This window comes from Streptomyces varsoviensis, assembly GCF_000718635.1.
In the GTDB taxonomy this organism is placed as follows: Bacteria; Actinomycetota; Actinomycetes; order Streptomycetales; family Streptomycetaceae; genus Streptomyces; species Streptomyces varsoviensis.
This window is the reverse complement of sequence record NZ_JOBF01000013.1, coordinates 229,759-248,603: the sequence shown is the minus strand read 5'-3', so window position 1 is coordinate 248,603 and position 18,845 is coordinate 229,759. Positions and strand designations below refer to the sequence as shown.

At 72.3% G+C, this 18,845-nt stretch carries 19 protein-coding genes and 1 pseudogene; 9 read left to right on the top strand and 11 right to left on the bottom strand.

Translation table 11 applies throughout. The annotated features are described in order from the left end of the window. Positions 1–100 precede the first annotated feature (100 nt). Positions 101–1,345 (top strand): MFS transporter, encoded by a 1,245-nt coding sequence (locus IF55_RS19725; RefSeq protein WP_030878390.1) that lies wholly within the window; start codon positions 101–103, stop codon positions 1,343–1,345. A 123-nt stretch (positions 1,346–1,468) separates the two neighbouring features. On the opposite strand, the gene IF55_RS19720 is transcribed toward IF55_RS19725, so the two are convergent. Further along, on the bottom strand, positions 1,469–2,077 hold the full coding sequence (locus IF55_RS19720; RefSeq protein ID WP_030878388.1) for a suppressor of fused domain protein: 609 nt from the start codon (positions 2,075–2,077) through the stop codon (positions 1,469–1,471). Between the two features lie 481 nt (positions 2,078–2,558). Here IF55_RS19720 and corA point away from each other — a divergent pair, with 481 nt between their 5' ends. Then, positions 2,559–3,671 (top strand): magnesium/cobalt transporter CorA, encoded by a 1,113-nt coding sequence (gene corA, locus IF55_RS19715; RefSeq protein ID WP_030878385.1) that lies wholly within the window; start codon positions 2,559–2,561, stop codon positions 3,669–3,671. 37 nt (positions 3,672–3,708) lie between these two features. After that, positions 3,709–4,266: a hypothetical protein gene (locus IF55_RS19710; RefSeq protein WP_030878381.1), complete on the top strand. Its 558-nt coding sequence runs from the start codon at positions 3,709–3,711 to the stop codon at positions 4,264–4,266. A 92-nt stretch (positions 4,267–4,358) separates the two neighbouring features. Here the strand turns inward: IF55_RS19710 and IF55_RS19705 are convergent, their stop codons facing one another. After that, positions 4,359–5,096: a hypothetical protein gene (locus IF55_RS19705; RefSeq protein WP_030878378.1), complete on the bottom strand. Its 738-nt coding sequence runs from the start codon at positions 5,094–5,096 to the stop codon at positions 4,359–4,361. 158 nt (positions 5,097–5,254) lie between these two features. Between IF55_RS19705 and IF55_RS19700 the strand changes: the two genes are divergently transcribed. The 3 genes from IF55_RS19700 to IF55_RS19690 all read left to right on the top strand — a co-directional run bounded on the left by IF55_RS19700 (position 5,255) and on the right by IF55_RS19690 (position 8,343). Continuing rightward, positions 5,255–6,550, top strand: a complete 1,296-nt coding sequence (locus IF55_RS19700) for a magnesium transporter MgtE N-terminal domain-containing protein (RefSeq protein ID WP_030878376.1) — start codon at positions 5,255–5,257, stop codon at positions 6,548–6,550. Beyond that, positions 6,540–7,031, top strand: a complete 492-nt coding sequence (locus IF55_RS19695; RefSeq protein WP_037963459.1) for a DUF1003 domain-containing protein — start codon at positions 6,540–6,542, stop codon at positions 7,029–7,031. The genes IF55_RS19700 and IF55_RS19695 overlap by 11 nt, the downstream gene beginning before the upstream one ends. 151 nt (positions 7,032–7,182) lie before the next feature. After that, positions 7,183–8,343, top strand: coding sequence for an Mrp/NBP35 family ATP-binding protein (locus IF55_RS19690; RefSeq protein ID WP_030878369.1), 1,161 nt, complete (start codon positions 7,183–7,185; stop codon positions 8,341–8,343). A 228-nt stretch (positions 8,344–8,571) separates the two neighbouring features. Here IF55_RS19690 and IF55_RS19685 read toward each other — a convergent pair whose 3' ends face one another. The 5 genes from IF55_RS19685 to sigE all read right to left on the bottom strand — a co-directional run bounded on the left by IF55_RS19685 (position 8,572) and on the right by sigE (position 13,511). Continuing rightward, positions 8,572–9,273, bottom strand: coding sequence for a hypothetical protein (locus tag IF55_RS19685; protein WP_030878367.1), 702 nt, complete (start codon positions 9,271–9,273; stop codon positions 8,572–8,574). Between the two features lie 113 nt (positions 9,274–9,386). Further along, complete coding sequence (locus IF55_RS19680; protein WP_030878365.1) at positions 9,387–9,839, bottom strand: sec-independent translocase; 453 nt, start codon at positions 9,837–9,839, stop codon at positions 9,387–9,389. 156 nt (positions 9,840–9,995) lie between these two features. Further along, positions 9,996–11,774: a S1C family serine protease gene (locus tag IF55_RS19675; protein ID WP_030878364.1), complete on the bottom strand. Its 1,779-nt coding sequence runs from the start codon at positions 11,772–11,774 to the stop codon at positions 9,996–9,998. Positions 11,775–11,877: 103 nt separating this feature from the next. Then, complete coding sequence (locus IF55_RS36045) at positions 11,878–12,747, bottom strand: zf-HC2 domain-containing protein (RefSeq protein WP_078644737.1); 870 nt, start codon at positions 12,745–12,747, stop codon at positions 11,878–11,880. Beyond that, positions 12,744–13,511, bottom strand: a complete 768-nt coding sequence (gene sigE / locus IF55_RS19665; protein WP_078644734.1) for an RNA polymerase sigma factor SigE — start codon at positions 13,509–13,511, stop codon at positions 12,744–12,746. The genes IF55_RS36045 and sigE overlap by 4 nt, the downstream gene beginning before the upstream one ends. 131 nt (positions 13,512–13,642) lie before the next feature. On the opposite strand from sigE, the pseudogene IF55_RS19660 reads away from it, so the two are divergent. Further along, positions 13,643–14,310, top strand: a pseudogene (locus IF55_RS19660) (O-methyltransferase). A gap of 275 nt (positions 14,311–14,585) precedes the next feature. Here the strand turns inward: IF55_RS19660 and IF55_RS37370 are convergent. After that, a complete protein-coding gene (locus tag IF55_RS37370; protein WP_003966491.1) occupies positions 14,586–14,753 on the bottom strand; it encodes a DUF3117 domain-containing protein in 168 nt (55 codons plus the stop codon). 326 nt (positions 14,754–15,079) lie between these two features. Between IF55_RS37370 and chcB the strand changes: the two genes are divergently transcribed. Next, complete coding sequence (chcB, locus tag IF55_RS19655; RefSeq protein WP_030878353.1) at positions 15,080–15,880, top strand: 2-cyclohexenylcarbonyl CoA isomerase; 801 nt, start codon at positions 15,080–15,082, stop codon at positions 15,878–15,880. A gap of 29 nt (positions 15,881–15,909) precedes the next feature. On the opposite strand, the gene IF55_RS19650 is transcribed toward chcB, so the two are convergent. Then, positions 15,910–16,509: a DNA-3-methyladenine glycosylase I gene (locus tag IF55_RS19650; RefSeq protein ID WP_030878350.1), complete on the bottom strand. Its 600-nt coding sequence runs from the start codon at positions 16,507–16,509 to the stop codon at positions 15,910–15,912. Beyond that, positions 16,506–16,922, bottom strand: a complete 417-nt coding sequence (locus tag IF55_RS19645; RefSeq protein ID WP_037963614.1) for a DivIVA domain-containing protein — start codon at positions 16,920–16,922, stop codon at positions 16,506–16,508. Before IF55_RS19645 ends, IF55_RS19650 begins: the two co-directional genes overlap by 4 nt. Before the next feature lie 203 nt (positions 16,923–17,125). On the opposite strand from IF55_RS19645, the gene folP reads away from it, so the two are divergent. Beyond that, complete coding sequence (gene folP / locus IF55_RS19640; protein WP_030878346.1) at positions 17,126–17,986, top strand: dihydropteroate synthase; 861 nt, start codon at positions 17,126–17,128, stop codon at positions 17,984–17,986. Between the two features lie 56 nt (positions 17,987–18,042). Here the strand turns inward: folP and IF55_RS19635 are convergent, their stop codons facing one another. Beyond that, entirely contained in the window at positions 18,043–18,792 is a 750-nt protein-coding gene (locus IF55_RS19635; protein WP_030878343.1) for an LOG family protein, read from the bottom strand. Positions 18,793–18,845 lie beyond the last annotated feature (53 nt).

Sequence of the window (18,845 nt, the reverse complement as noted above, 5' to 3'; positions counted from 1 at the left end):
ATTATTGTGTGTAAACGTCAACGATCTCCGCGGAGACCAGTACACACATCGGTCACACGCCGGACACGCATCGACGCGCCCGGAGAAGGGTGGGGCACGCATGAAGCAGCACAGTGCCGAAGAAGATCCGTTCGACGAGGGCGCCACCAGTCTGCTGCGCCAGCCGAAGGCCGTCTGGGCCACGGCCGGCGCGTCGGTCGTCGCCTTCATGGGCATCGGGCTCGTGGACCCGATCCTCCCCTCCATCGCCAAGGGCCTGGACGCCTCCCCCAGCCAGGTGTCCCTCCTGTTCACCTCGTACTTCCTGATCACCGCCATCGCGATGCTGGTGACCGGCTTCGTCTCCAGCCGCATCGGCGGCCGCAAGACGCTCCTCGCCGGCCTGGCGCTGGTCGTCGTCTTCGCCGCCCTCTCCGGCACCTCCGGCTCCGTCGGCGAACTGGTCGGCTTCCGGGCCGGCTGGGGCCTGGGCAACGCGCTCTTCGTCTCCACCGCCCTCGCCGTCATCGTCGGCGCCGCGGCGGGCGGCAGCGCCGCGGCGATCCTGCTGTACGAATCGGCCCTCGGGCTCGGCATGGCCTGCGGCCCCCTGGTGGGCGCGATCCTCGGCGACATGAAGTGGCGCTACCCGTTCTTCGGCACCGCCGTGCTGATGGCCATCGGCTTCATCGCCATCACCGCGTTCCTCAAGGAGCAGCCGAAGCCGGCTCGCAGGACATCGCTGCTCGACCCGGTCAAGGCGCTGGGCCACCCCGGCCTCGCCTCCGCCGCCGCCTCGGCCTTCTTCTACAACTACGCGTTCTTCACCGTGCTGGCCTTCACGCCGTTCGTGCTCAACATGTCGCCCTACAAATCCGGCGGCGTCTTCTTCGCCTGGGGCGTGCTGCTCGCCGTCTTCTCCGTGCTCGTCGCCCCGCGTGCGCAGGCCCGCTTCGGCTCGCTGAAGGTGCTGGGCGCCTCCCTCGTCCTGCTCGCCGTGGACCTGCTGTTCCTCGGCTACGGCGACCACACGACGGCCATCGTCTGCACGGTCATCTCGGGCGCGTTCATCGGCCTCAACAACACCGTCTACACGGAGCTGGCACTCGGCGTCTCGGACGCGCCGCGGCCGGTGGCCAGCGCGGGCTACAACTTCGTGCGCTGGTTCGCGGCCGCCGCGGCCCCCTTCCTCGCGCCGAAGATCGAGGGCTGGACGGACATCCACATCCCGTTCGTGGTCGCCGCCGCCACCGCGGTCATCGGCGCCGGGATCGTCTGGGCCCGCCGCCGCCCGCTGACCGTGGAGGCCGAGGAACTGGAGCCGGCCCACGCCACGGAGGACAGCGTCTCGGTCTTCGCGAGCTGAGCCGGCCGGGCGCTCCCCCGAACCGGGCCGCTCCCCCGAACCGCCCCGCCGCACGGTCCCTTCCCCCACCGCGCGGCGGGGCTCCCCTACGCCCGTACGCCCGTCCTCACCGGGAGGAGCCCGTCAGTCCCCGAGGGGAACGCCGCCGCGCAGCGGGTCCCGCAGGTCCGTGCCGTGCCGGAGCCAGCGCTCCTCCAGGGCCGCCGCGCCGTGCACCCGCTTCCAGGCCGTCTCGTTCGCCGTCATCGGCAGCAGCGGCAGGAAGGCCACCGGGGACATCGGTTCGTCGAGCGCCAGGTCCGGGACGAGCCCGCCGCCCGCTCCGACGAGTACGGACGTGAAGGGCGCGCCGGGCCAGAGCGGCTCGCCGGTGTCCAGGGAGGCCCCCGGGGCCACGACGACGCCCTCGACCTGCGGCGAGGCCGCGAGGACGGCCAGCGGGCGGAGCACCTGGTCGGTGTCGGCGCGGCCCGTGCGCACGGAGAGCACCAGCTCCGCGCGGGGCCCGCGGACGGGGTCGGCGAGGTTGCCGGACGGGTCGGCCATCGGCTGGGCGGACATGCCGAGCGTGGCGTAGCGGACCGTGCCGCCGTCCTCCTCGGGCCCCGGCTCCGCCACGAAACGCAGCACCTCGATACGGTCCGTTCCGAGGAAGGTCACCGCGGCCCGGGCGTCCGGTTCGCCCAGCGACGCGCGCAACCGGGCCTCGACCAGCTCAAGAACGTCTGCCATGCAGCGAGCATAGAACGCGTATCGAACGGGCAAAGGCGGACCGGGGCCCTTGCCATGGCTGCTAGCCTGGCCGCTGGTGTCAGGGAGTTACGTCAGTTCCCCCAACGGGGACCGGCCGGAGGAGGTGGGGCTGCGGTGGGTGATCCAAGTCGACCGTGCAGTACCGACAGTTCTCCCGTTCTCCCGCTCGGTATGCGTTCCCGGTGATCTGAAGCCTCCCGTACCCGGCTTCTCAGACCTCAAACACCGGAAGTCCTTTCGCGTCCGCAGCACTTGACGGAAGAGCGCCTTCATCTCGCTTGTTCCGTATTGTCAGCGTTTCCCGCTTTCCCAGCGGTTTCCGCGAACTGCCGACAGCCTCACCGCACGGAACGCCGCCCGCTTCGCGGATGTGGCCTTGGTCCAAGGCAGCACGTCCACGTTCCGGGCCGCGTTGCGCTCCGCGTGCCCCGCTGCCGGCCGGCCCGTGAAGGAGTCAGCCTTGTCGATGATTCGCGACCTGCGCGCCGCCGTCCGCCCTGCCCTGCGGCGCGGCCACGCCCCGTACGACTACGACACCACGCGCGACCCGTCCGCCAACAGCGCCGTCGTCGACTGCGCCGTGTACCGCGACGGGCGCCGCGCAAGCGAGCCCGTCAGCCCCGCCGAGGCCATGCGGCGGGTGCGCGCCGAGAACGGCGGCGGCTTCGCCTGGATCGGGCTGCACGAGCCCACCGAGCAGGAGTTCTCCGGCATCGCCCAGGAATTCGGGCTGCACCCGCTCGCCGTCGAGGACGCCGTCCACGCGCACCAGCGCCCGAAGCTGGAGCGGTATGACGACACGCTGTTCACCGTCTTCAAGACCATCCACTACGTCGAGCACGCCGAACTCACCGCCACCAGCGAGGTCGTGGAGACCGGCGAGGTGATGTGCTTCACCGGCCGGGACTTCATCATCACCGTGCGGCACGGCGGCCAGGGGTCGCTGCGCGCGCTGCGGCACCGGCTCCAGGACGACCCGGAGCTGCTCGCCAAGGGCCCGTCGGCCGTCCTGCACGCCATCGCCGACCAGGTCGTCGACGGCTACATCGCGGTCGCCGACGCCGTGCAGGACGACATCGACGAGGTCGAGATCGATGTGTTCTCGGCCCCGGCCAAGGGGAGTTCGCGGGGCGGCGACGCGAGCCGGATCTACCAGCTCAAGCGTGAGGTGCTGGAGTTCAAGCGGGCCGTCACGCCGCTGATACGGCCGATGCAGGTGCTCAGCGAGCGGCCCATGCGGCTGGTCGACCCGGACATCCAGAAGTACTTCCGTGACGTCGCCGACCACCTCGCGCGCGTGCACGAGCAGGTGGTCTCCTTCGACGACCTGCTCAACTCGATCCTCCAGGCCAACCTGGCGCAGGCGTCCGTGGCGCAGAACGAGGACATGCGCAAGATCACCTCGTGGGCGGCGATCTTCGCGGTCCCGACCATGATCGCCGGGGTCTACGGCATGAACTTCGAGCACATGCCGGAGCTGAAGTGGAAGTACGGCTACCCGGCCGTCATGATCGTGACCGTCGTGATCTGCTTCACGATCCACCGCGGCTTCAAGCGCAACGGCTGGCTCTGACCGGCCCGCTGTCGGCACCCCCGCTTAAGCTGGGCGTATGACGCAGACGCAGGCTCACCAGACGCGGGCGCTGATCGAAGAGGCCACCAAGAAGTCCGGCCTGGTCTGGGTGCGGGGCGCGGGGGCCGGCGGCGCCGGCGCCGCCGGCCGGGCGCTGTGGCACGTATGGCACGAGGGCGCGCCGCACCTCGTCGGCGATGGTCCGGGCGAGCAGCCGTTCACGGGCCTCGGCCTCGCCGACGGGGCCGAGGCGACCGTGACGGTCCGCAGCAAGGACAAGGGCGGCCGGCTCGTCGAGTGGACGGCCCGCGTCAGCGAACTCGCGCCCGACAGCGACGCCTGGGCCACCGCCGTCACCGACCTCAAGGCCAAGCGCCTGAACGCGCCCGACGCCGACCGCGTCGAGGAGCGCTGGGCCCGCGAATGCCGCGTCCTCCGCCTGGACCCGACCGGCCCCACCGCGGACCTCCCGACCGACTCGCTGTCCGCCGCCCCGATGCCCACCCCCGCCACCACCCGAGAACCCATCCCCGCGGCCCTCCCCAAACTCCTGTCCCGCCGCACCCGCAAGCCCCGCAAAACCGCCAAACCCTAACCCCAAGGGGCGCGAGGAACTGCGCGAGCAACCACAGACGGCCCGCGGCCGACAACGCACGGGGGCACCCAGTAGGCGGGGCCAGGGGAGCCTCAGTTCCCGTGCGGGATCTTCTGCCCGTAGTCGACCATCTGATCCTTGGCCGGGGCGGCGAGCGCGAAGTCCTTGTCCCATTCGGCGAGCTGGACCTCGCCCGCTCCCCCGGCCCGTTGCAGGCGCAGCGGATACGGCGTGCCCTGGAGTGAGACGTCGAGGCTGCCGCCGTTGCCGCCGCCTCCGCTGACGCGGATGGTGCGGGTGCCGCCGACGGTGCCGTGGTCGCCGCGGGAGAGCTTGCCGTGCAGTCCGAGGACGCCGTCCAGCAGTACGGCCTTGTCGGTGAAGCCGCTGAGCTCCTTGTAGGAGGGGTCGCCGGCGGGGACCTTCACATATTTGGCGTCGAGCTTGTCGGCGGCGGAGCCGCCGTCCTTCCCGTCCTTCTGGCCCTTGGGCGTGTCGTGCGACCAGAAGGCGGCGTCGGCCTTCAGATACAGGTCCGCGCCGATGCGCAGCAGTTGGAAGGTGCTCGTCTCGCTGGCGACCTCGCCCGTGCCGCCGTTCTTCTTGAGCCGCATGTCGAGCTTGTACGTATGGCCGCGGCTGACCAGTTTGCCGGTGAGGTGGACGGCGCTCGCGCCCTCGGCCGCCGTGCGCGCCTTGGCCGCGATGGCGGGTGCCGCCAGTTTGCCGACGCCGTTCGTCCCCGCGTCGGGGTCCTCACCGCACCCCGTGAGCGCTGCCGCCAGGCCCGCGCACATCGCCCCCATCACAGCCGCGTTCCGGGTTCGCACGTCTGCTCTTTCCTCCTGATGCCGATGCAGTACGGAGCGTACCCGTGCCGTCCAGGGGCACTCGTCAGGGACCGTACGGCCGCCGTCCCCACAGCGGTACTCACCGGGGCACGCTAGCCTGAAACTGACATCGAGCCAGATTTAAGGAGGAAAGCGACATGGCGTCTGGCGCCCCCCGGGTGTTCATCTCGCACCTCTCGGGAGTGGCCGTCTTCGACCCCAACGGCGACCAGGTGGGGCGGGTCCGCGATCTCGTCGTGATCCTGCGCGTCGGCGGCCGGCCGCCGCGCGTGCTGGGACTGGTGGTCGAGGTGGTCAGCCGGCGCCGGATCTTCCTCCCGATGAGCCGGGTGACGGGGGTCGAGTCCGGCCAGGTCATCACCACCGGCGTGGTCAACATGCGCCGCTTCGAGCAGCGCGCCTCCGAGACCCTCGTCCTCGGGGAGCTGCTGGACCGCAGGGTGCGGCTGGTGGAGAGCGGCGAGGAGGTCACGGTCCTGGACGTGGCGATGGCCCAGTTGCCGGCCCGCCGCGACTGGGAGATCGACAAGGTCTTCGTGCGCAAGGGCAAGGGCGGCGCGCTGCGCCGCAGGGCGGAGGCGCTGACCGTGGAGTGGTCGGCCGTCACCGGTTTCTCCCTGGAAGAGCACGGGCAGGGCGCGGAGAACCTGCTGGCCGCGTTCGAGCAGTTGCGCCCGGCCGACCTCGCCAACGCCCTGCACCACCTCTCCGCCAAGCGCCGCTCGGAGGTGGCCGCGGCCCTCGACGACGACCGGCTCGCGGACGTACTGGAGGAGCTGCCCGGCGACGACCAGGTGGAGATCCTCGGCGAGCTCAAGGAGGAGCGCGCGGCCGACGTGCTGGAGGCCATGGACCCGGACGACGCCGCCGACCTCCTCTCCGAGCTGCCGGAGGAGGACAAGGAGCGGCTGCTGACGCTGATGCAGCCGGGCGACGCCGCGGACGTACGGCGGCTGCTGTCCTACGAGGAGCGGACCGCGGGCGGCCTGATGACCACCGAGCCGATCGTGCTCCAGCCCGACGCCACCGTCGCCGACGCCCTGGCCCGGGTGCGCAACCCCGACCTGTCCCCCTCGCTCGCCGCCCAGGTGTACGTGTGCCGGCCGCCGGACGAGACGCCGACCGGCAGGTTCCTGGGCACCCTGCACTTCCAGCGGCTGCTGCGCGATCCGCCGTTCACGCTCGTCAGCTCGATCGTGGACAGCGATCTGCTGCCGCTCCCCCCGGACACCCCGCTGACCGCCGTCACCAGCTATCTGGCGACGTACAACATGGTCTCCGCCCCGGTCGTCGACGAGAGCGGCTCGCTGCTGGGCGCGGTGACCGTCGACGACGTCCTCGACCATCTGCTGCCCGACGACTGGCGGGAGCGGGAGCTGCACGACGCGCCGGGCGCGGAGTTCGAGCCGGAGGGGGACGACGATGAGCGGTAACCGTCTCGACCAGCCGAGGGACCGGCGGCGCAGCCTGCTGCCCGCCTACGACCCGGAGGCGTTCGGCCGCTTCTCGGAGAAGATCGCGCGGTTCCTCGGCACCGGCCGCTTCATCGTCTGGATGACGGTCGTCATCATCGTGTGGGTGGTGTGGAACACCTCGGTCCCGCCCCACCTGCGGTTCGACCGCTACCCGTTCATCTTCCTGACCCTGATGCTGTCGCTCCAGGCCTCGTACGCGGCGCCGCTGATCCTGCTGGCACAGAACCGCCAGGACGACCGGGACCGGGTCAATCTGGAGCAGGACCGCAAGCAGAACGAGCGCTCCATCGCGGACACGGAGTATCTGACGCGGGAGGTGGCCGCGCTGCGGATGGGGCTCGGGGAGGTGGCGACGCGGGACTGGATGCGCTCCGAACTCCACGATCTGCTCAAGGAGATCGACGAGCGGAGCGTACGGGAGCCGGACCGGGAGCACTGACCGGCCGGGGCCGCGCGGGGGTCCGCTCGGGGGCTTGTCGACCGCCCTCCTGCCGTCGGTCATGTCGTCGCCCGCGCGCCCGACTGTGACCCCGCCCACCGCCGCCCGCCCGTGCTCCACCGCGCGCCGCTGCCGCCGTACCATCGTCGGTATGGCTACCGACACGCCCCAAGGCCCCGCGCCGAGCGAGGACGCGGTACGCGCCGCGCTCGCGACGGTGAACGACCCCGAGATCCACCGCCCCATCACCGAGCTGGGGATGGTCAAATCGGTGGAGATCGCGGCGGACGGCTCGGTCGCGGTCGCGGTCTATCTGACGGTCTCGGGCTGCCCCATGCGCGAGACGATCACCTCGAACGTGCGGGAGGCGGTCGCCGCCGTCGAGGGCGTGCGCGGCGTCACCGTCGAGCTGGACGTGATGAGCGACGAGCAGCGCAAGGAGCTGGCCGCGGCGCTGCGCGGCGGCGCGGCCGAGCGCGAGGTGCCCTTCGCCCAGCCCGGCTCGCTCACCCGGGTCTACGCGGTGGCCTCCGGCAAGGGCGGCGTCGGCAAGTCCTCGGTGACGGTCAACCTGGCGGCGGCGATGGCGGCCGACGGGCTCAAGGTCGGCGTCGTGGACGCGGACATCTACGGCCACTCGGTGCCGCGCATGCTGGGCGCGGAGGGCCGCCCCACCCAGGTCGAGAACATGATCATGCCGCCGTCGGCGAACGGCGTGAAGGTCATCTCGATCGGCATGTTCACCCCCGGCAACGCGCCCGTGGTGTGGCGCGGGCCGATGCTGCACCGGGCGCTCCAGCAGTTCCTCGCGGACGTCTTCTGGGGCGACCTGGACGTGCTCCTGCTCGACCTGCCGCCCGGCACCGGCGACATCGCGATCTCCGTCGCGCAGTTGGTGCCGAACGCCGAGATCCTGGTCGTCACGACGCCCCAGCAGGCCGCCGCCGAGGTCGCCGAGCGGGCCGGTTCGATCGCCGTGCAGACCCACCAGAAGATCGTCGGCGTGGTCGAGAACATGTCCGGGCTGCCCTGCCCGCACTGCGACGAGATGATCGACGTCTTCGGCACGGGCGGCGGCCAGCGGGTCGCCGACGGGCTGACGAAGACGACCGGCGCGCAGGTGCCGGTGCTGGGCGCGATCCCGATCGACGTGCGGCTGCGCGAGGGCGGCGACGAGGGCAAGCCCGTGGTGCTCACCGACCCCGACTCCCCGGCGGGCAGCGCGCTGCGCACGATCGCGGGCAAGCTCGGCGGACGGCAGCGGGGGCTGTCGGGGATGTCGCTGGGGATCACCCCGCGCAACAAGTTCTGAGCTGACGGCGGTAAGGGGCGGCGTCCATGGGATGCCGCCCCTTACCGCGCGCCACAGCGCCACGATGCTTCGACGCCACGGCTTCCGGCGATACGGGCCGCGCCCGGACCTCGCCCGTACGCGCCGCCGCACTCAGCCGCCTGGCCGTACGCCCTCGGCGCTCAGCCGGTCGTCCGTACGCGGCGCCGTGATCAGCCGCCCGGCTGTACGCGCCGCCGCGCTCAGCGCTCAGCGCTCGTAGGAGGCGATGTCCTTGATCGCCGAGAAGCCGAGCCCGTACGCGCTCATGCCGCGCCCGTACGCGCCCACGTGGACCCCGCTCCCGGTCGATCCGGCCAGCACCCAGCCGTACTCGGACTCGCGGTAGCGGAAGTCGGTCGGCACGCCCTCCACGGACAGCGACAGCAGCGACCAGTCCGGGCCCTCCAGGTCGTCCGCCAGCTCCCAGGCGATCGCGGTCTGCTGCTCCAGCCAGTCCTGGCGCAGCCCGCGCTCCATCTTGGCGGGCCAGGTGTGCGCCAGCAGCCCGGAGCCGGCCAGCCAGGCGGCCGAGGAGACCGAGGTGGCCTCCAGCACGCCCGTACCGTCCGCGCTGCGCCGCACCGGGCGGTCCGCGATGGTCACCACGACCGCGAAGCGCTGCTTGTCCGGGCTCTGGTCGAGGCGGAGCGAGGGCTCCTCGCCGTGGCCGATGGAGCCGTGCTCGACCGTGTCGTCGGCGGCGGTGCCGACCTGCATCAGCCAGCGGGGCCCGGTGTACGCGTCGTCCAGGCCGTACCAGGGGAACGAGGCCAGCAGATACCCGTCGACGGACCGCCGGGCGCGGGGCGCTCCGTGCGGCGCTTCCCGGGCCGCCGGCGCGGCCCCGCCGTCGGGCGCCTCGGCCGTGCCGGCTGCTCCCTGCGCCTCTACCCGACTCGTCGTCTCCATCTGCGCGGCGCCTCCTCATTACCCCGTTGTCGCGGACGAGCCGCCCGCGCGGACGTCGTCCCGGACAAAGGGAGGATAGCCATACTGGCCCGTTCCGTAGGCCATACGGGCGATCAGGTGGCGTCGGGGTCGAACGGCGGGCGCTCGTCCGCGGCCGGCCTCTCCCGCTTCTTCAGCAGGTCGGGGCCGCCCGTGGGCGAGGACGGCGACGCGGGCGCGGCGGGCGGGGGCGCGTCCTCCTCGCGGCCGTGCACGGCGTCCGTGACCTCCGCCATCTCCTTGCGCAGGTCGAAGCCGTTGCGGATCTCCTTGAGGCCCAGCTCGTCCTTGTCCAGGACGTGCTTGCGCACGAACGTCTTCGGGTTGAGGTCCTCGAACTCGAAGTCCTTGAACTCCGGCCCCAGCTCGGAGCGGATGTCCTCCTTCGCGCTGTCCGAGAACTCCCTGATCTTCCGAATGGTCCGCGAGACGTCCTGGATCATCTTCGGCAGCTTGTCCGGGCCGAAAATGAGCACCGCAAGGATGATGAGCGCGACCAGCTCTAGGGGTCCTATGTCGAAGAACACCTTGCAGCTCCTTGATACGTCTGTGGCCGACGGGCCAGGCCGCCTATCACGGTACCTGGCCGCACGTGCCGCACGGGAGACGCCCGGACCAACATCAGGCCAAAGCTCCGGCGCGACGCGCCGTGCGGACAGCGGCCGGCCGACGGGGCCGGGCCGTCAGTCCCCACTGGCGGAGCCGAGCGTGAGGCGCGCGGTGCGCGTGTGGCCGTCGTGCTCGACGGTGAGGCCCAGCGCGTCCCCCGGCCGGTGGCTGCGGATCTTGACGATCAGCTCCTGGCCGCTGCGCACGGGCGCGCCGTCCACCTCCGTGATCACGTCCCCCGGCTTGAGGCCCGCCTTGTCGCCGGGGCCGTCCGGGGTGACCGCCGGGCCCTTCACGCCCTTGGTGTGCACCCGGGCGCCCTCGCCGGAGTAGGCCATGTCGAGGGTGACGCCGATCACGGGGTGGGTGGCCTTGCCCGTATTGATCAGCTCCTCGGCCACCCGCCGGGCCTGGTTGATCGGGATGGCGAAGCCCAGCCCGATGGAGCCGCCCTGGCCGCTGCCGCCGCCGAGGCCGGAGCCGTCGCTCACCGAGCGGATGGCGCTGTTGATCCCGATGACGCGGGCTTTCGCGTCCACCAGGGGGCCGCCGGAGTTGCCGGGGTTGATCGGCGCGTCGGTCTGGAGCGCGTCGACATAGCTGATGTCGCTGCCGTCCTGCTTCTCGCCGCCTGCCGTTATCGGCCGCTCCTTGGCGCTGATGATCCCCGAGGTCACCGTGCCCGCCAGGTCGTACGGCGCGCCGACGGCGACCACCGGGTCGCCGACCCGCGCCGAGTCCGAGTTGCCCAGGGCCAGCGGCTTCAGGCCGGTGACCTTGTCGACCTTGATGACCGCCAGGTCGTAGCCGCTGTCCCGGCCGACGATGGTGGCCTTCGTGGTCCGGCCGCCGCTGAACGTCACCGATATCTCGCCGTCGTCGCCGGCCGGCTCCACGACGTGGTTGTTGGTGAGGATGTGACCGCGCTTGTCCAGCACGAAGCCGGTGCCGGTGCCCTGCTCGCTGGCGCCGCGCACATGGATCGTCACGACGCCGGGCAGCACGGCGGAGGCGATGCTCGCCGTCGTGCCGGGGGCCCGGCTGGTCTGCTCGGCCGATGCCTGCGGGAGGCTCACGTCGGTGACGTTGCCGTTCCGCTCCAGGTACGAGCCGATGCCACCGCCGATGCCGCCGGCCACCAGCGCCACGACGAGAATCGCGGCCGTCAGCCGCCCCCGCCCCCACGGCTTGCCTTCAACGGGCTCGGGACGCGGCTCGCCCCAGGGGTCGTACCCCTGCCACTGCGCCTGCGGCGGAGGCGGCGTCACAGGGGGCCCGTACGCCCCGCCGTACCCACTGCCGTGCGGGCCCTGCTGACCGTACGGACCGGGCTGCCCATACCCGCCGTCCCCCGGAGCCGCCATCGGCCGCTGCACAGGCGGCGCGGGCGCCCACGGCCCGGGCCCGCCATACGGAGGCGTCCCATAGGGATCAGGATCATGCAGAGGCTTCCCGGGAACCCCCTGCCCCGCGGCCGCGAGACCCACCGTGGGCCGGTCGATCGGAGGCTCCCCGGCGGGCTGCTCGACCGACGGCACGGGGGCAGCCGGAACCCCCGGCTCCGGCCGAGCCGAGCCCGGCACACGGCCGTCCGCTTCCGGAGGCGGCCACCCCGCCTCCGGTCGGTCCGAGGCCGACGGCGCTGCGGGCGCCCCAGGGGCTGCCGCCGCGTCGGCGGGCGGCTCGGCGGCGAAGGGTGCGCCGGCAGGCGTGTCGGCGGGCGGCGGAGTCGGTGTCTCGCCGGCCGGCGTCTCCGAGGCATCCACAGCACCCTCGGCGCTCATGGCGCTCGGGGCCGGCTGCGGGCGGCTCCACCATTTGGGCTTGGGCCCAGGGGCCTTTGCGTCGTCCATGATCTCCCCACAGTTCGCCTGCGACCCGGCGCGGGCCTGTCGGTCGGTCGCATGGCCCACCTGGAGATTCAACCAGGTCGGCGCGGGTTCGCGCAGGGGGCCGTCAGCGGTGCGAGGTGAGCGCGGAGGCGGCGTTGGCGGTGACGAGCCGGGTGGCGGCGTCGGGCGGCGGCGGGGCGGGCGGGGCCTGGGCGGGGGCGGGGACGTCGGCCGGGCCCGGCACCGGCTCGCCGACCGTCATGGCGGGCCGTACGAGCGGCGGAACGGTGCTTCCGGGGCGCGGTCCCGCCACGAACGGACCCATCGGCGGCCGCGCGTGCGTCGTCGCCGTCGGGAACCCCGATCCGGGCCGCTCCCCCGGCGTGCTGAACACGGCGGAGCGGTCCCGCGAAGCCGCCGCGAGCCCGATGTCCCGGCGCGTGCCGTCGGTGTTGAGCGTCCCGAACGACGTGGTCCCCGGCGCGTCCGACCGGGCACTCGGGGAGCCCATGGCCGCTTCCAGCGGCAGCGCGCCGCCGAGCGCGAACGCGGCGAGCGAGACGGCGCCGGCCGCGGCGAAGGCGAAGCGCCGGCCGCGCGGGCCCGGCCGCTCCACCTCGTGGATGCGGAAGCCGCGCTCACGAGGCTGCGGGGCGATCCCCGGCAGCAGCGTCAGCGTCTCGCCCATCGCGCCGAGCGCGCCGTCTCTTCCCGGGCCGCCGAACGGCGGCTCGCCCCTGTCGTCTCCGGGCCCCCCGCCGGGCAGGCTGTGGAGCCGCGCGAGAAACCCTTCCGAGGGCGGCGGGGGCGCCGTCTCGGCGAACACGCTCTTGAGCCGGCGCTGGGCGTCGGCTTCGGCCTTGCACTTTCCGCACGTGGCGAGGTGCGCGAGCACCCGCTCCCGAGAATCGTGCCCCAACTCCCCGTCGACCAGGGCCGCGAGGCGGTCGCCGAGATGTTGCTCGGCGGGGGACTGACCGCCTGATCCGGTCACGCGATTCCTACCTCCCCACTCAGCGGAGCCACGGTCGCGACGGTACGCTGCTCGGCCCGAGCGGCGGGCGAGCGGTGCTGGAGGGCCTTGCGCAGGTGCGAGCGGCCGCGGTGGATGCGGCTGCGCACCGTACCGAGCTTCACGCCGAGGGTGGCGGCGATCTCCTCGTACGACAGACCTTCGATGTCGCACAGCACGACGGCCGCGCGGAACTCCGGCGCGAGGGTGTCCAGCGCCTGCTGGACGTCGGCGTCGAAGTGGGTGTCGTTGAAGTGCTGCTGGGGAGAGGGCTCGCGGCTGGGGAGCCGCTCCGCCGCGTCGTCGCCGAGCGCGTCGAAGCGGATGCGCTGACGGCGGCGGACCATGTCGAGGAACAGGTTGGTGGTGATGCGGTGCAGCCAGCCCTCGAACGTGCCCGGGGTGTACGTGGACAGCGAGCGGAAGACGCGGACGAAGACCTCCTGGGTGAGATCCTCGGCATCGTGCTGGTTGCCCGTGAGTCGATAGGCGAGGCGATAGACCCGTGCGCTGTGCGTGCTGACGATCTCCTCCCATGTGGGAGGGGTCCACGCCGGCGCGTCCGCATCGGTGGCGAAAGTCGCGGTGGCTGCGGAGTTTGCGGCGCGGGAACGGTCAGCGGTGTTGGTCACGGATTTCGGCTCGCCGGAAGACTTCCGGAAGCGCCTGAGCACTCCCCTGCGGTCGCCGGCCGAAGCCGCACCTCCCCTATCGGCTCTGGTGGTGTCCAGTAGAGCCCCTACCATATCCACCTCGCCCGTTAGCTCCGGATAAGCATTTTTGACCTGCATTTGGTCCAGCTTCATCGGCTTCCCCCACCCCTTACCAACGCCCGGTCCCATCTGCGGGTTCCCGTGGGCAGCGGATACAGTCACGGTTGCGTGGACTACGGGGACAGAGGAGAGGGCCATTACCGGCAACCGGCAGACGAGCTGGGCATTCGCGGATGCGTTCGTCGCCGAGGACGAGGTGTTGCGCTGGGCCCGTGACCGGGCTCGTGAGGCAGGTCTCCACTCGGTGTCGTCCGGCACCGGCGCCGCGCTGCGCCTGCTCGCCGCCACGGTGGACGCCAAGGCCGTCGCCGAGATCGGCACCGGCACCGGTGTCTCCGGCATCCACCTGCTGCACGGCATGCGCCCGGACGGCGTGCTGACGACCGTCGACAGCGAGCCGGAGCGGCAGCAGTTCGCCCGTGAGGCGTTCCGCGCCGCCGGGTTCGCGGGAAACCGGGCCCGGTTCATCCCCGGCCGCGCCCTGGAGGTCCTGCCCCGGCTCGCGGACGGCGGTTACGACCTGGTCTTCTGCGACGGTGACCGGCTGGAGTGCCTCGACTACCTCGCCGAATCGTTGCGGCTGCTCAGACCTGGCGGACTGGTCTGTTTCGAGGGCGTGTTCGCCGACGGCCGCACCGTGGACTCCGCGGCCCAGCCGGCCGAGGTGCAGCGGCTGCGGGAACTGCTGCGGGCCGTACGCGAGTCGACGGCGCTGCTGCCCTCGCTGCTGCCGGTGGGCGACGGCCTGCTGTGCGCGGTCAAGCGCGCCTGAGGCTCCTCGACGGGCCGTGCGGAGACTCCCGCGGAAGACGGCCCGGCCCGGTCAGCGGTCAGGGCCGGGGCGGCATCGGAACCGGTCGCGGGAACGGCCGCCGAATCGGCCGTAGGACGGTCCCGGAACCGTCCATGGACCGGCCGCGGGAATTCGGACAATCCCGTGAGAGGCGCGCCGCCGAGAGCGGCTGAATAGCGGCGGAAATGCCGCCGCCCCACCGCTCGGTACACACCGAACGGCAGGGCGGCGCAGAAAAACGCGGGCCAAATGTGTCAGCCGACGACCTTCTTCAGGGCATCCCCGAGGGCGTCCGCCTCGTCCGGTGTCAGCTCGACGACAAGCCGACCGCCGCCTTCGAGCGGAACGCGCATGACGATGCCCCGCCCCTCCTTGGTCACCTCGAGCGGGCCGTCGCCCGTCCGCGGCTTCATGGCCGCCATGCTCGTTCCCCTTCCTGAAACCAGCTCATCGCAGCCGACAACCCAGGTGTCACCGGCATCGAACACATTGCTTCAAGGCCATTATCCCGCATCGAACGACCCGATGACCAACATCGGTCGGCATCCCTTGTGCAACGCGCTCGCGCAAAACCACCCAATTCGGCGATCGGCCTGCGATACTGCGCCGCCATCGCATGCGTACCCCGGTCCGATTCTTTGACGCAGGTCACATGTCAACGCCCGGCGATCTCCGGCATGCTGAGCGCTGCGCGCCGCCCTCGCGGGCCGCGGCGGCGCGTACCGAGCCCCGAGGGAAGGGATGCACCATGGCCGACACCGTGCTCTACGAGGTGACCGACGGACTCGCGACGATCACCTTGAACCGCCCCGACGCGATGAACGCGCTGAACACGGAGGCGAAGGTCGCGCTCCGCGACAGCCTGCGGCAGGCCGCGGCGGACCCGGCGGTCCGGGCCGTGCTGCTGACCGCCACCGGCCGCGCCTTCTGCGTGGGCCAGGACCTCAAGGAGCACATCGCCCTGCTCGGCGAGGACAGCGAGCGGGGCGAGAGCCGCACGATGAGCACGGTGCGTGAGCACTACAACCCCATCGTCACCGCGCTCGCCGAGATGCCGAAGCCGGTCGTGGCCGGGGTCAACGGGGTCGCGGCGGGGGCCGGTGCGGGCTTCGCGTTCGCGGCCGACTACCGGGTGGTCGCGGACACCGCCTCCTTCAACACCTCCTTCGCGGGGGTCGCGCTCACCGCCGACTCGGGCGTCTCCTGGACGCTGCCGCGCCTCGTGGGCCATGGCCGCGCCGCCGATCTGCTGCTCTTCCCGCGCAGTGTGGGCGCCGAGGAGGCGTACGAGCTGGGGATCGCCAACAAGATCGTCCCGGCCGCCGAGTTGGCCGCCGAGGCCGAGGCCGTGGCGCGCCGGCTCGCCGAGGGCCCCACGGCCGCCTATGCGGCGATCAAGGAATCGCTGGCCTACGCCGGGGGCCACGGCCTCGCCGAGACGCTGGAGAAGGAGGACGAGCTCCAGACGCGCGCGGGGGCCTCGGAGGACCACCACATCGCGGTCGCGGCCTTCGTGAAGAAGGAGAAGCCGAAGTACCTGGGCCGCTGAGGCCGGCCCCCACCCCGGGAGGGGCAGCCCTACGCTCTCTCCACCGCCTCGCGCACATGGCAGGCCGCCAGGTGGTCGTTGACGAGGCCGCACGCCTGCATGAGGGCGTACGCGGTGGTGGGGCCGATGAAGCGGAAGCCGCGCTTCTTGAGGTCCTTGGCCAGCGCCGTCGACTCGGGGGTGAGCGGCGGCACGTCGGCGACGGTGCGCGGGGCCGGGCGGCCGGCCCGCTCGGGCGCGTACGACCAGATCAGCTCGGTCAGCTCGCCGGCCGGCAGCTCCGCGGCGACCTTGGCGTTGTCGATCGCGGCGGCGATCTTGGCGCGGTTGCGGATGATGCCGGGGTCGGCGAGCAGCCGTTCGGCGTCCGCGTCCGTGAAGGCCGCGACCTTCTCGATCCGGAAGTCCGCGAACGCGGCCCGGAACCCCTCCCGGCGGCGCAGGATCGTGATCCACGACAGCCCGGACTGGAACGCCTCCAGGCACATCCGCTCGTACAGCGCGTCGTCCCCGCGCACCGGGCGGCCCCACTCCGTGTCGTGGTACGCGCGGTAGTCGGCCATCGACTCCGACTCCATCCCCCAGGGGCAGCGCGCCACGCCGTCCGGGCCGAACGCCACGCCGCTCATGACGGATCTCCAGGAGCGCCCTGCGCGCCCTGCGCGCCCGGTTCGTCCGGCCGGTCGGGCTCGGCCGGGGCGGGCCGCTCGCCCTTCAGCAGCTCCGGGCCGCCGACCGCGGCGGCCTGGGCGCCCGCGAGGGCGGCCTCCAGCTCGGCGATCCGCGAGTCGCGCTCGGTCAGCTCGGCCGCCAGCCGGTCGAGGGCGTCGTCGACCTCCGCCATGCGGTAGCCGCGGAGGCCGACCGGCAGCCGCAGCGACTCGACGTCGGCGCGGTGCAGCGGCCGGTCCTCCGGCAGCGGATCGGCGACCTGGTCGGGCTCGGCCTCGCTCAGCACAGGGCCGCCGCCGTCGCCGCCCGCGACGGCGAGCGTGACCGCGCCCACCACCACGACCAGCGCGATGAGAAAGAACCAGAACACGACCATCTCCCCGCAGTGCGCCCGTAACCCGCCGGCCGGCGCCCCCGTCGGCCGGTCCGGCATGCGTCATCCGTCGGTCACGATCGTGCCATGCCGCACTGACAACGGTCCCTCACGCGCGGCATCGCGGCCCCGCCGGGCCGGGAGAGGCGTGGTCGGGAGGGTTAAGGTCGCTGCCGGACCACGTGAGAAGGAGTGACGGAATGCTGCGGCTGGGACGGCGCGAGTTCGGCGGACACGAGCCCGTGATCATGGCGATCGTGAACCGGACGCCCGATTCCTTCTACGACCAGGGGGCCACCTTCAGCGACGCCCCGGCGCTGGAGCGCGTCGAGCGGGCGGTGGCGGAGGGCGCCGCCATCATCGACATCGGCGGGGTCAAGGCGGGCCCCGGCGCCGAGGTGGACGCCGCGGAGGAGGTGCGGCGCACGGTGGGGTTCGTGGCCGAGGTGCGCAAGCTCCATCCAGACGTGGTGATCAGCGTCGACACCTGGCGGCACGAGGTCGGCGAGGCGGTCTGCGAGGCGGGGGCGGATCTGCTCAACGACGCGTGGGGCGGGGTGGATCCGAAGCTGGCGGAGGTCGCGGCCCGGTACGGGGCGGGGCTGGTGTGCACGCACGCGGGCGGGGCCGAGCCCCGGACCCGGCCGCACCGGATCGCGTACGAGGACGTGATGGCGGACATCCTGCGGGTGACGCTGGGGCTGGCCGAGCGCGCCGTGGAACTGGGCGTGCGGCGCGACGGGATCATGATCGATCCGGGCCACGACTTCGAGAAGAACACCCGGCACTCGCTGGAGGCGACCAGGCGGCTCGGGGAGATGGCGGAGACGGGCTGGCCCGTGCTCGTATCGCTGTCGAACAAGGACTTCGTCGGCGAGACGCTCGACCGGCCGGTCAAGGAGCGGCTGATCGGAACGCTCGCGACGACGGCGGTCTCGGCCTGGCTCGGCGCTCAGGTGTACCGCGTGCACGAGGTCGCCGAGACCCGGCAGGTGCTGGACATGGTGGCGTCCATCGCGGGCCACCGGGCCCCGGCGGTGGCCCGCCGGGGCCTCGCCTAGGCCAACCCCGGGGCGGCCTCGCCCAGGCCGCCTCCCTCGGGCCCGGCCCGCCGGGGTCAGGCCCCCGCTTCCTTCGTGACCAGGGCGATGGCCTCGTCGATGTCGTCCGTGATGTGGAAGAGCTCCAGGTCCCGCTCCGCGGCCTTGCCCTGGGCGATCAGCGTGTGCGTGACCCAGTCGACCAGGCCCCGCCAGTACTCCGTGCCGAAGAGCACGATCGGGAAGCGGGTGACCTTCTTCGTCTGGACGAGGGTGAGCGCCTCGAACAGCTCGTCCAGGGTGCCCAGTCCGCCGGGCAGCACGACGAACCCGCTCGCATACTTCACAAACATCGTTTTTCGGACAAAGAAGTACCGGAAGTCGACCCCGATATTGACGTACGGGTTGAGCCCCTGCTCGAAGGGCAGCTCGATGCCCAGGCCCACGGAGACGCCCCCGGCCTCCGTCGCCCCCCTGTTCGCCGCCTCCATCGCGCCCGGACCGCCGCCGGTGATCACCGCGAAGCCGGCCTCGGCCAGCCCGCGCCCGATCCGCACCCCGGCCTCGTACTCCGCCGAGTCCTTGGGCGTACGGGCCGAGCCGAAGACGCTGATGGCGGGCGGGAGTTCGGCGAGCGCGCCGAAGCCCTCGACGAACTCGGACTGGATGCGCATGACCCGGAACGGGTCCTCGTGCACCCAGTCCGTCGCTCCATGGGTGTCCAGCAGGTGCTGGTCGGTGGTCCCCGGCTGCATCTGTTCCTTTCGGCGCACCACCGGTCCCCGGCGCTGTTCGTGCTGTGCGCGCGCCCCTTCGGGGTTCCCCATACTGTGCTCCCTCTGCTGCGGATCTTTGCAGTTCAGGGTAGGCCCACCGGGGT

Bases quoted from the DNA above. Each gene is read 5' to 3' on its own strand.
- IF55_RS19725 (WP_030878390.1), top strand. From the start codon at position 101: ATGAAGCAGCACAGTGCCGAAGAAGATCCGTTCGACGAGGGCGCCACC.
- IF55_RS19720 (WP_030878388.1), bottom strand. From the start codon at position 2,077: ATGGCAGACGTTCTTGAGCTGGTCGAGGCCCGGTTGCGCGCGTCGCTG.
- IF55_RS19710 (WP_030878381.1), top strand. From the start codon at position 3,709: ATGACGCAGACGCAGGCTCACCAGACGCGGGCGCTGATCGAAGAGGCC.
- IF55_RS19700 (WP_030878376.1), top strand. From the start codon at position 5,255: ATGGCGTCTGGCGCCCCCCGGGTGTTCATCTCGCACCTCTCGGGAGTG.
- IF55_RS19695 (WP_037963459.1), top strand. From the start codon at position 6,540: ATGAGCGGTAACCGTCTCGACCAGCCGAGGGACCGGCGGCGCAGCCTG.
- IF55_RS19690 (WP_030878369.1), top strand. From the start codon at position 7,183: ATGGCTACCGACACGCCCCAAGGCCCCGCGCCGAGCGAGGACGCGGTA.
- IF55_RS19685 (WP_030878367.1), bottom strand. From the start codon at position 9,273: ATGGAGACGACGAGTCGGGTAGAGGCGCAGGGAGCAGCCGGCACGGCC.
- IF55_RS19675 (WP_030878364.1), bottom strand. From the start codon at position 11,774: ATGGACGACGCAAAGGCCCCTGGGCCCAAGCCCAAATGGTGGAGCCGC.
- sigE (WP_078644734.1), bottom strand. From the start codon at position 13,511: ATGGTAGGGGCTCTACTGGACACCACCAGAGCCGATAGGGGAGGTGCG.
- IF55_RS37370 (WP_003966491.1), bottom strand. From the start codon at position 14,753: ATGGCGGCCATGAAGCCGCGGACGGGCGACGGCCCGCTCGAGGTGACC.
- chcB (WP_030878353.1), top strand. From the start codon at position 15,080: ATGGCCGACACCGTGCTCTACGAGGTGACCGACGGACTCGCGACGATC.
- IF55_RS19650 (WP_030878350.1), bottom strand. From the start codon at position 16,509: ATGAGCGGCGTGGCGTTCGGCCCGGACGGCGTGGCGCGCTGCCCCTGG.
- folP (WP_030878346.1), top strand. From the start codon at position 17,126: ATGCTGCGGCTGGGACGGCGCGAGTTCGGCGGACACGAGCCCGTGATC.
- IF55_RS19635 (WP_030878343.1), bottom strand. From the start codon at position 18,792: ATGGGGAACCCCGAAGGGGCGCGCGCACAGCACGAACAGCGCCGGGGA.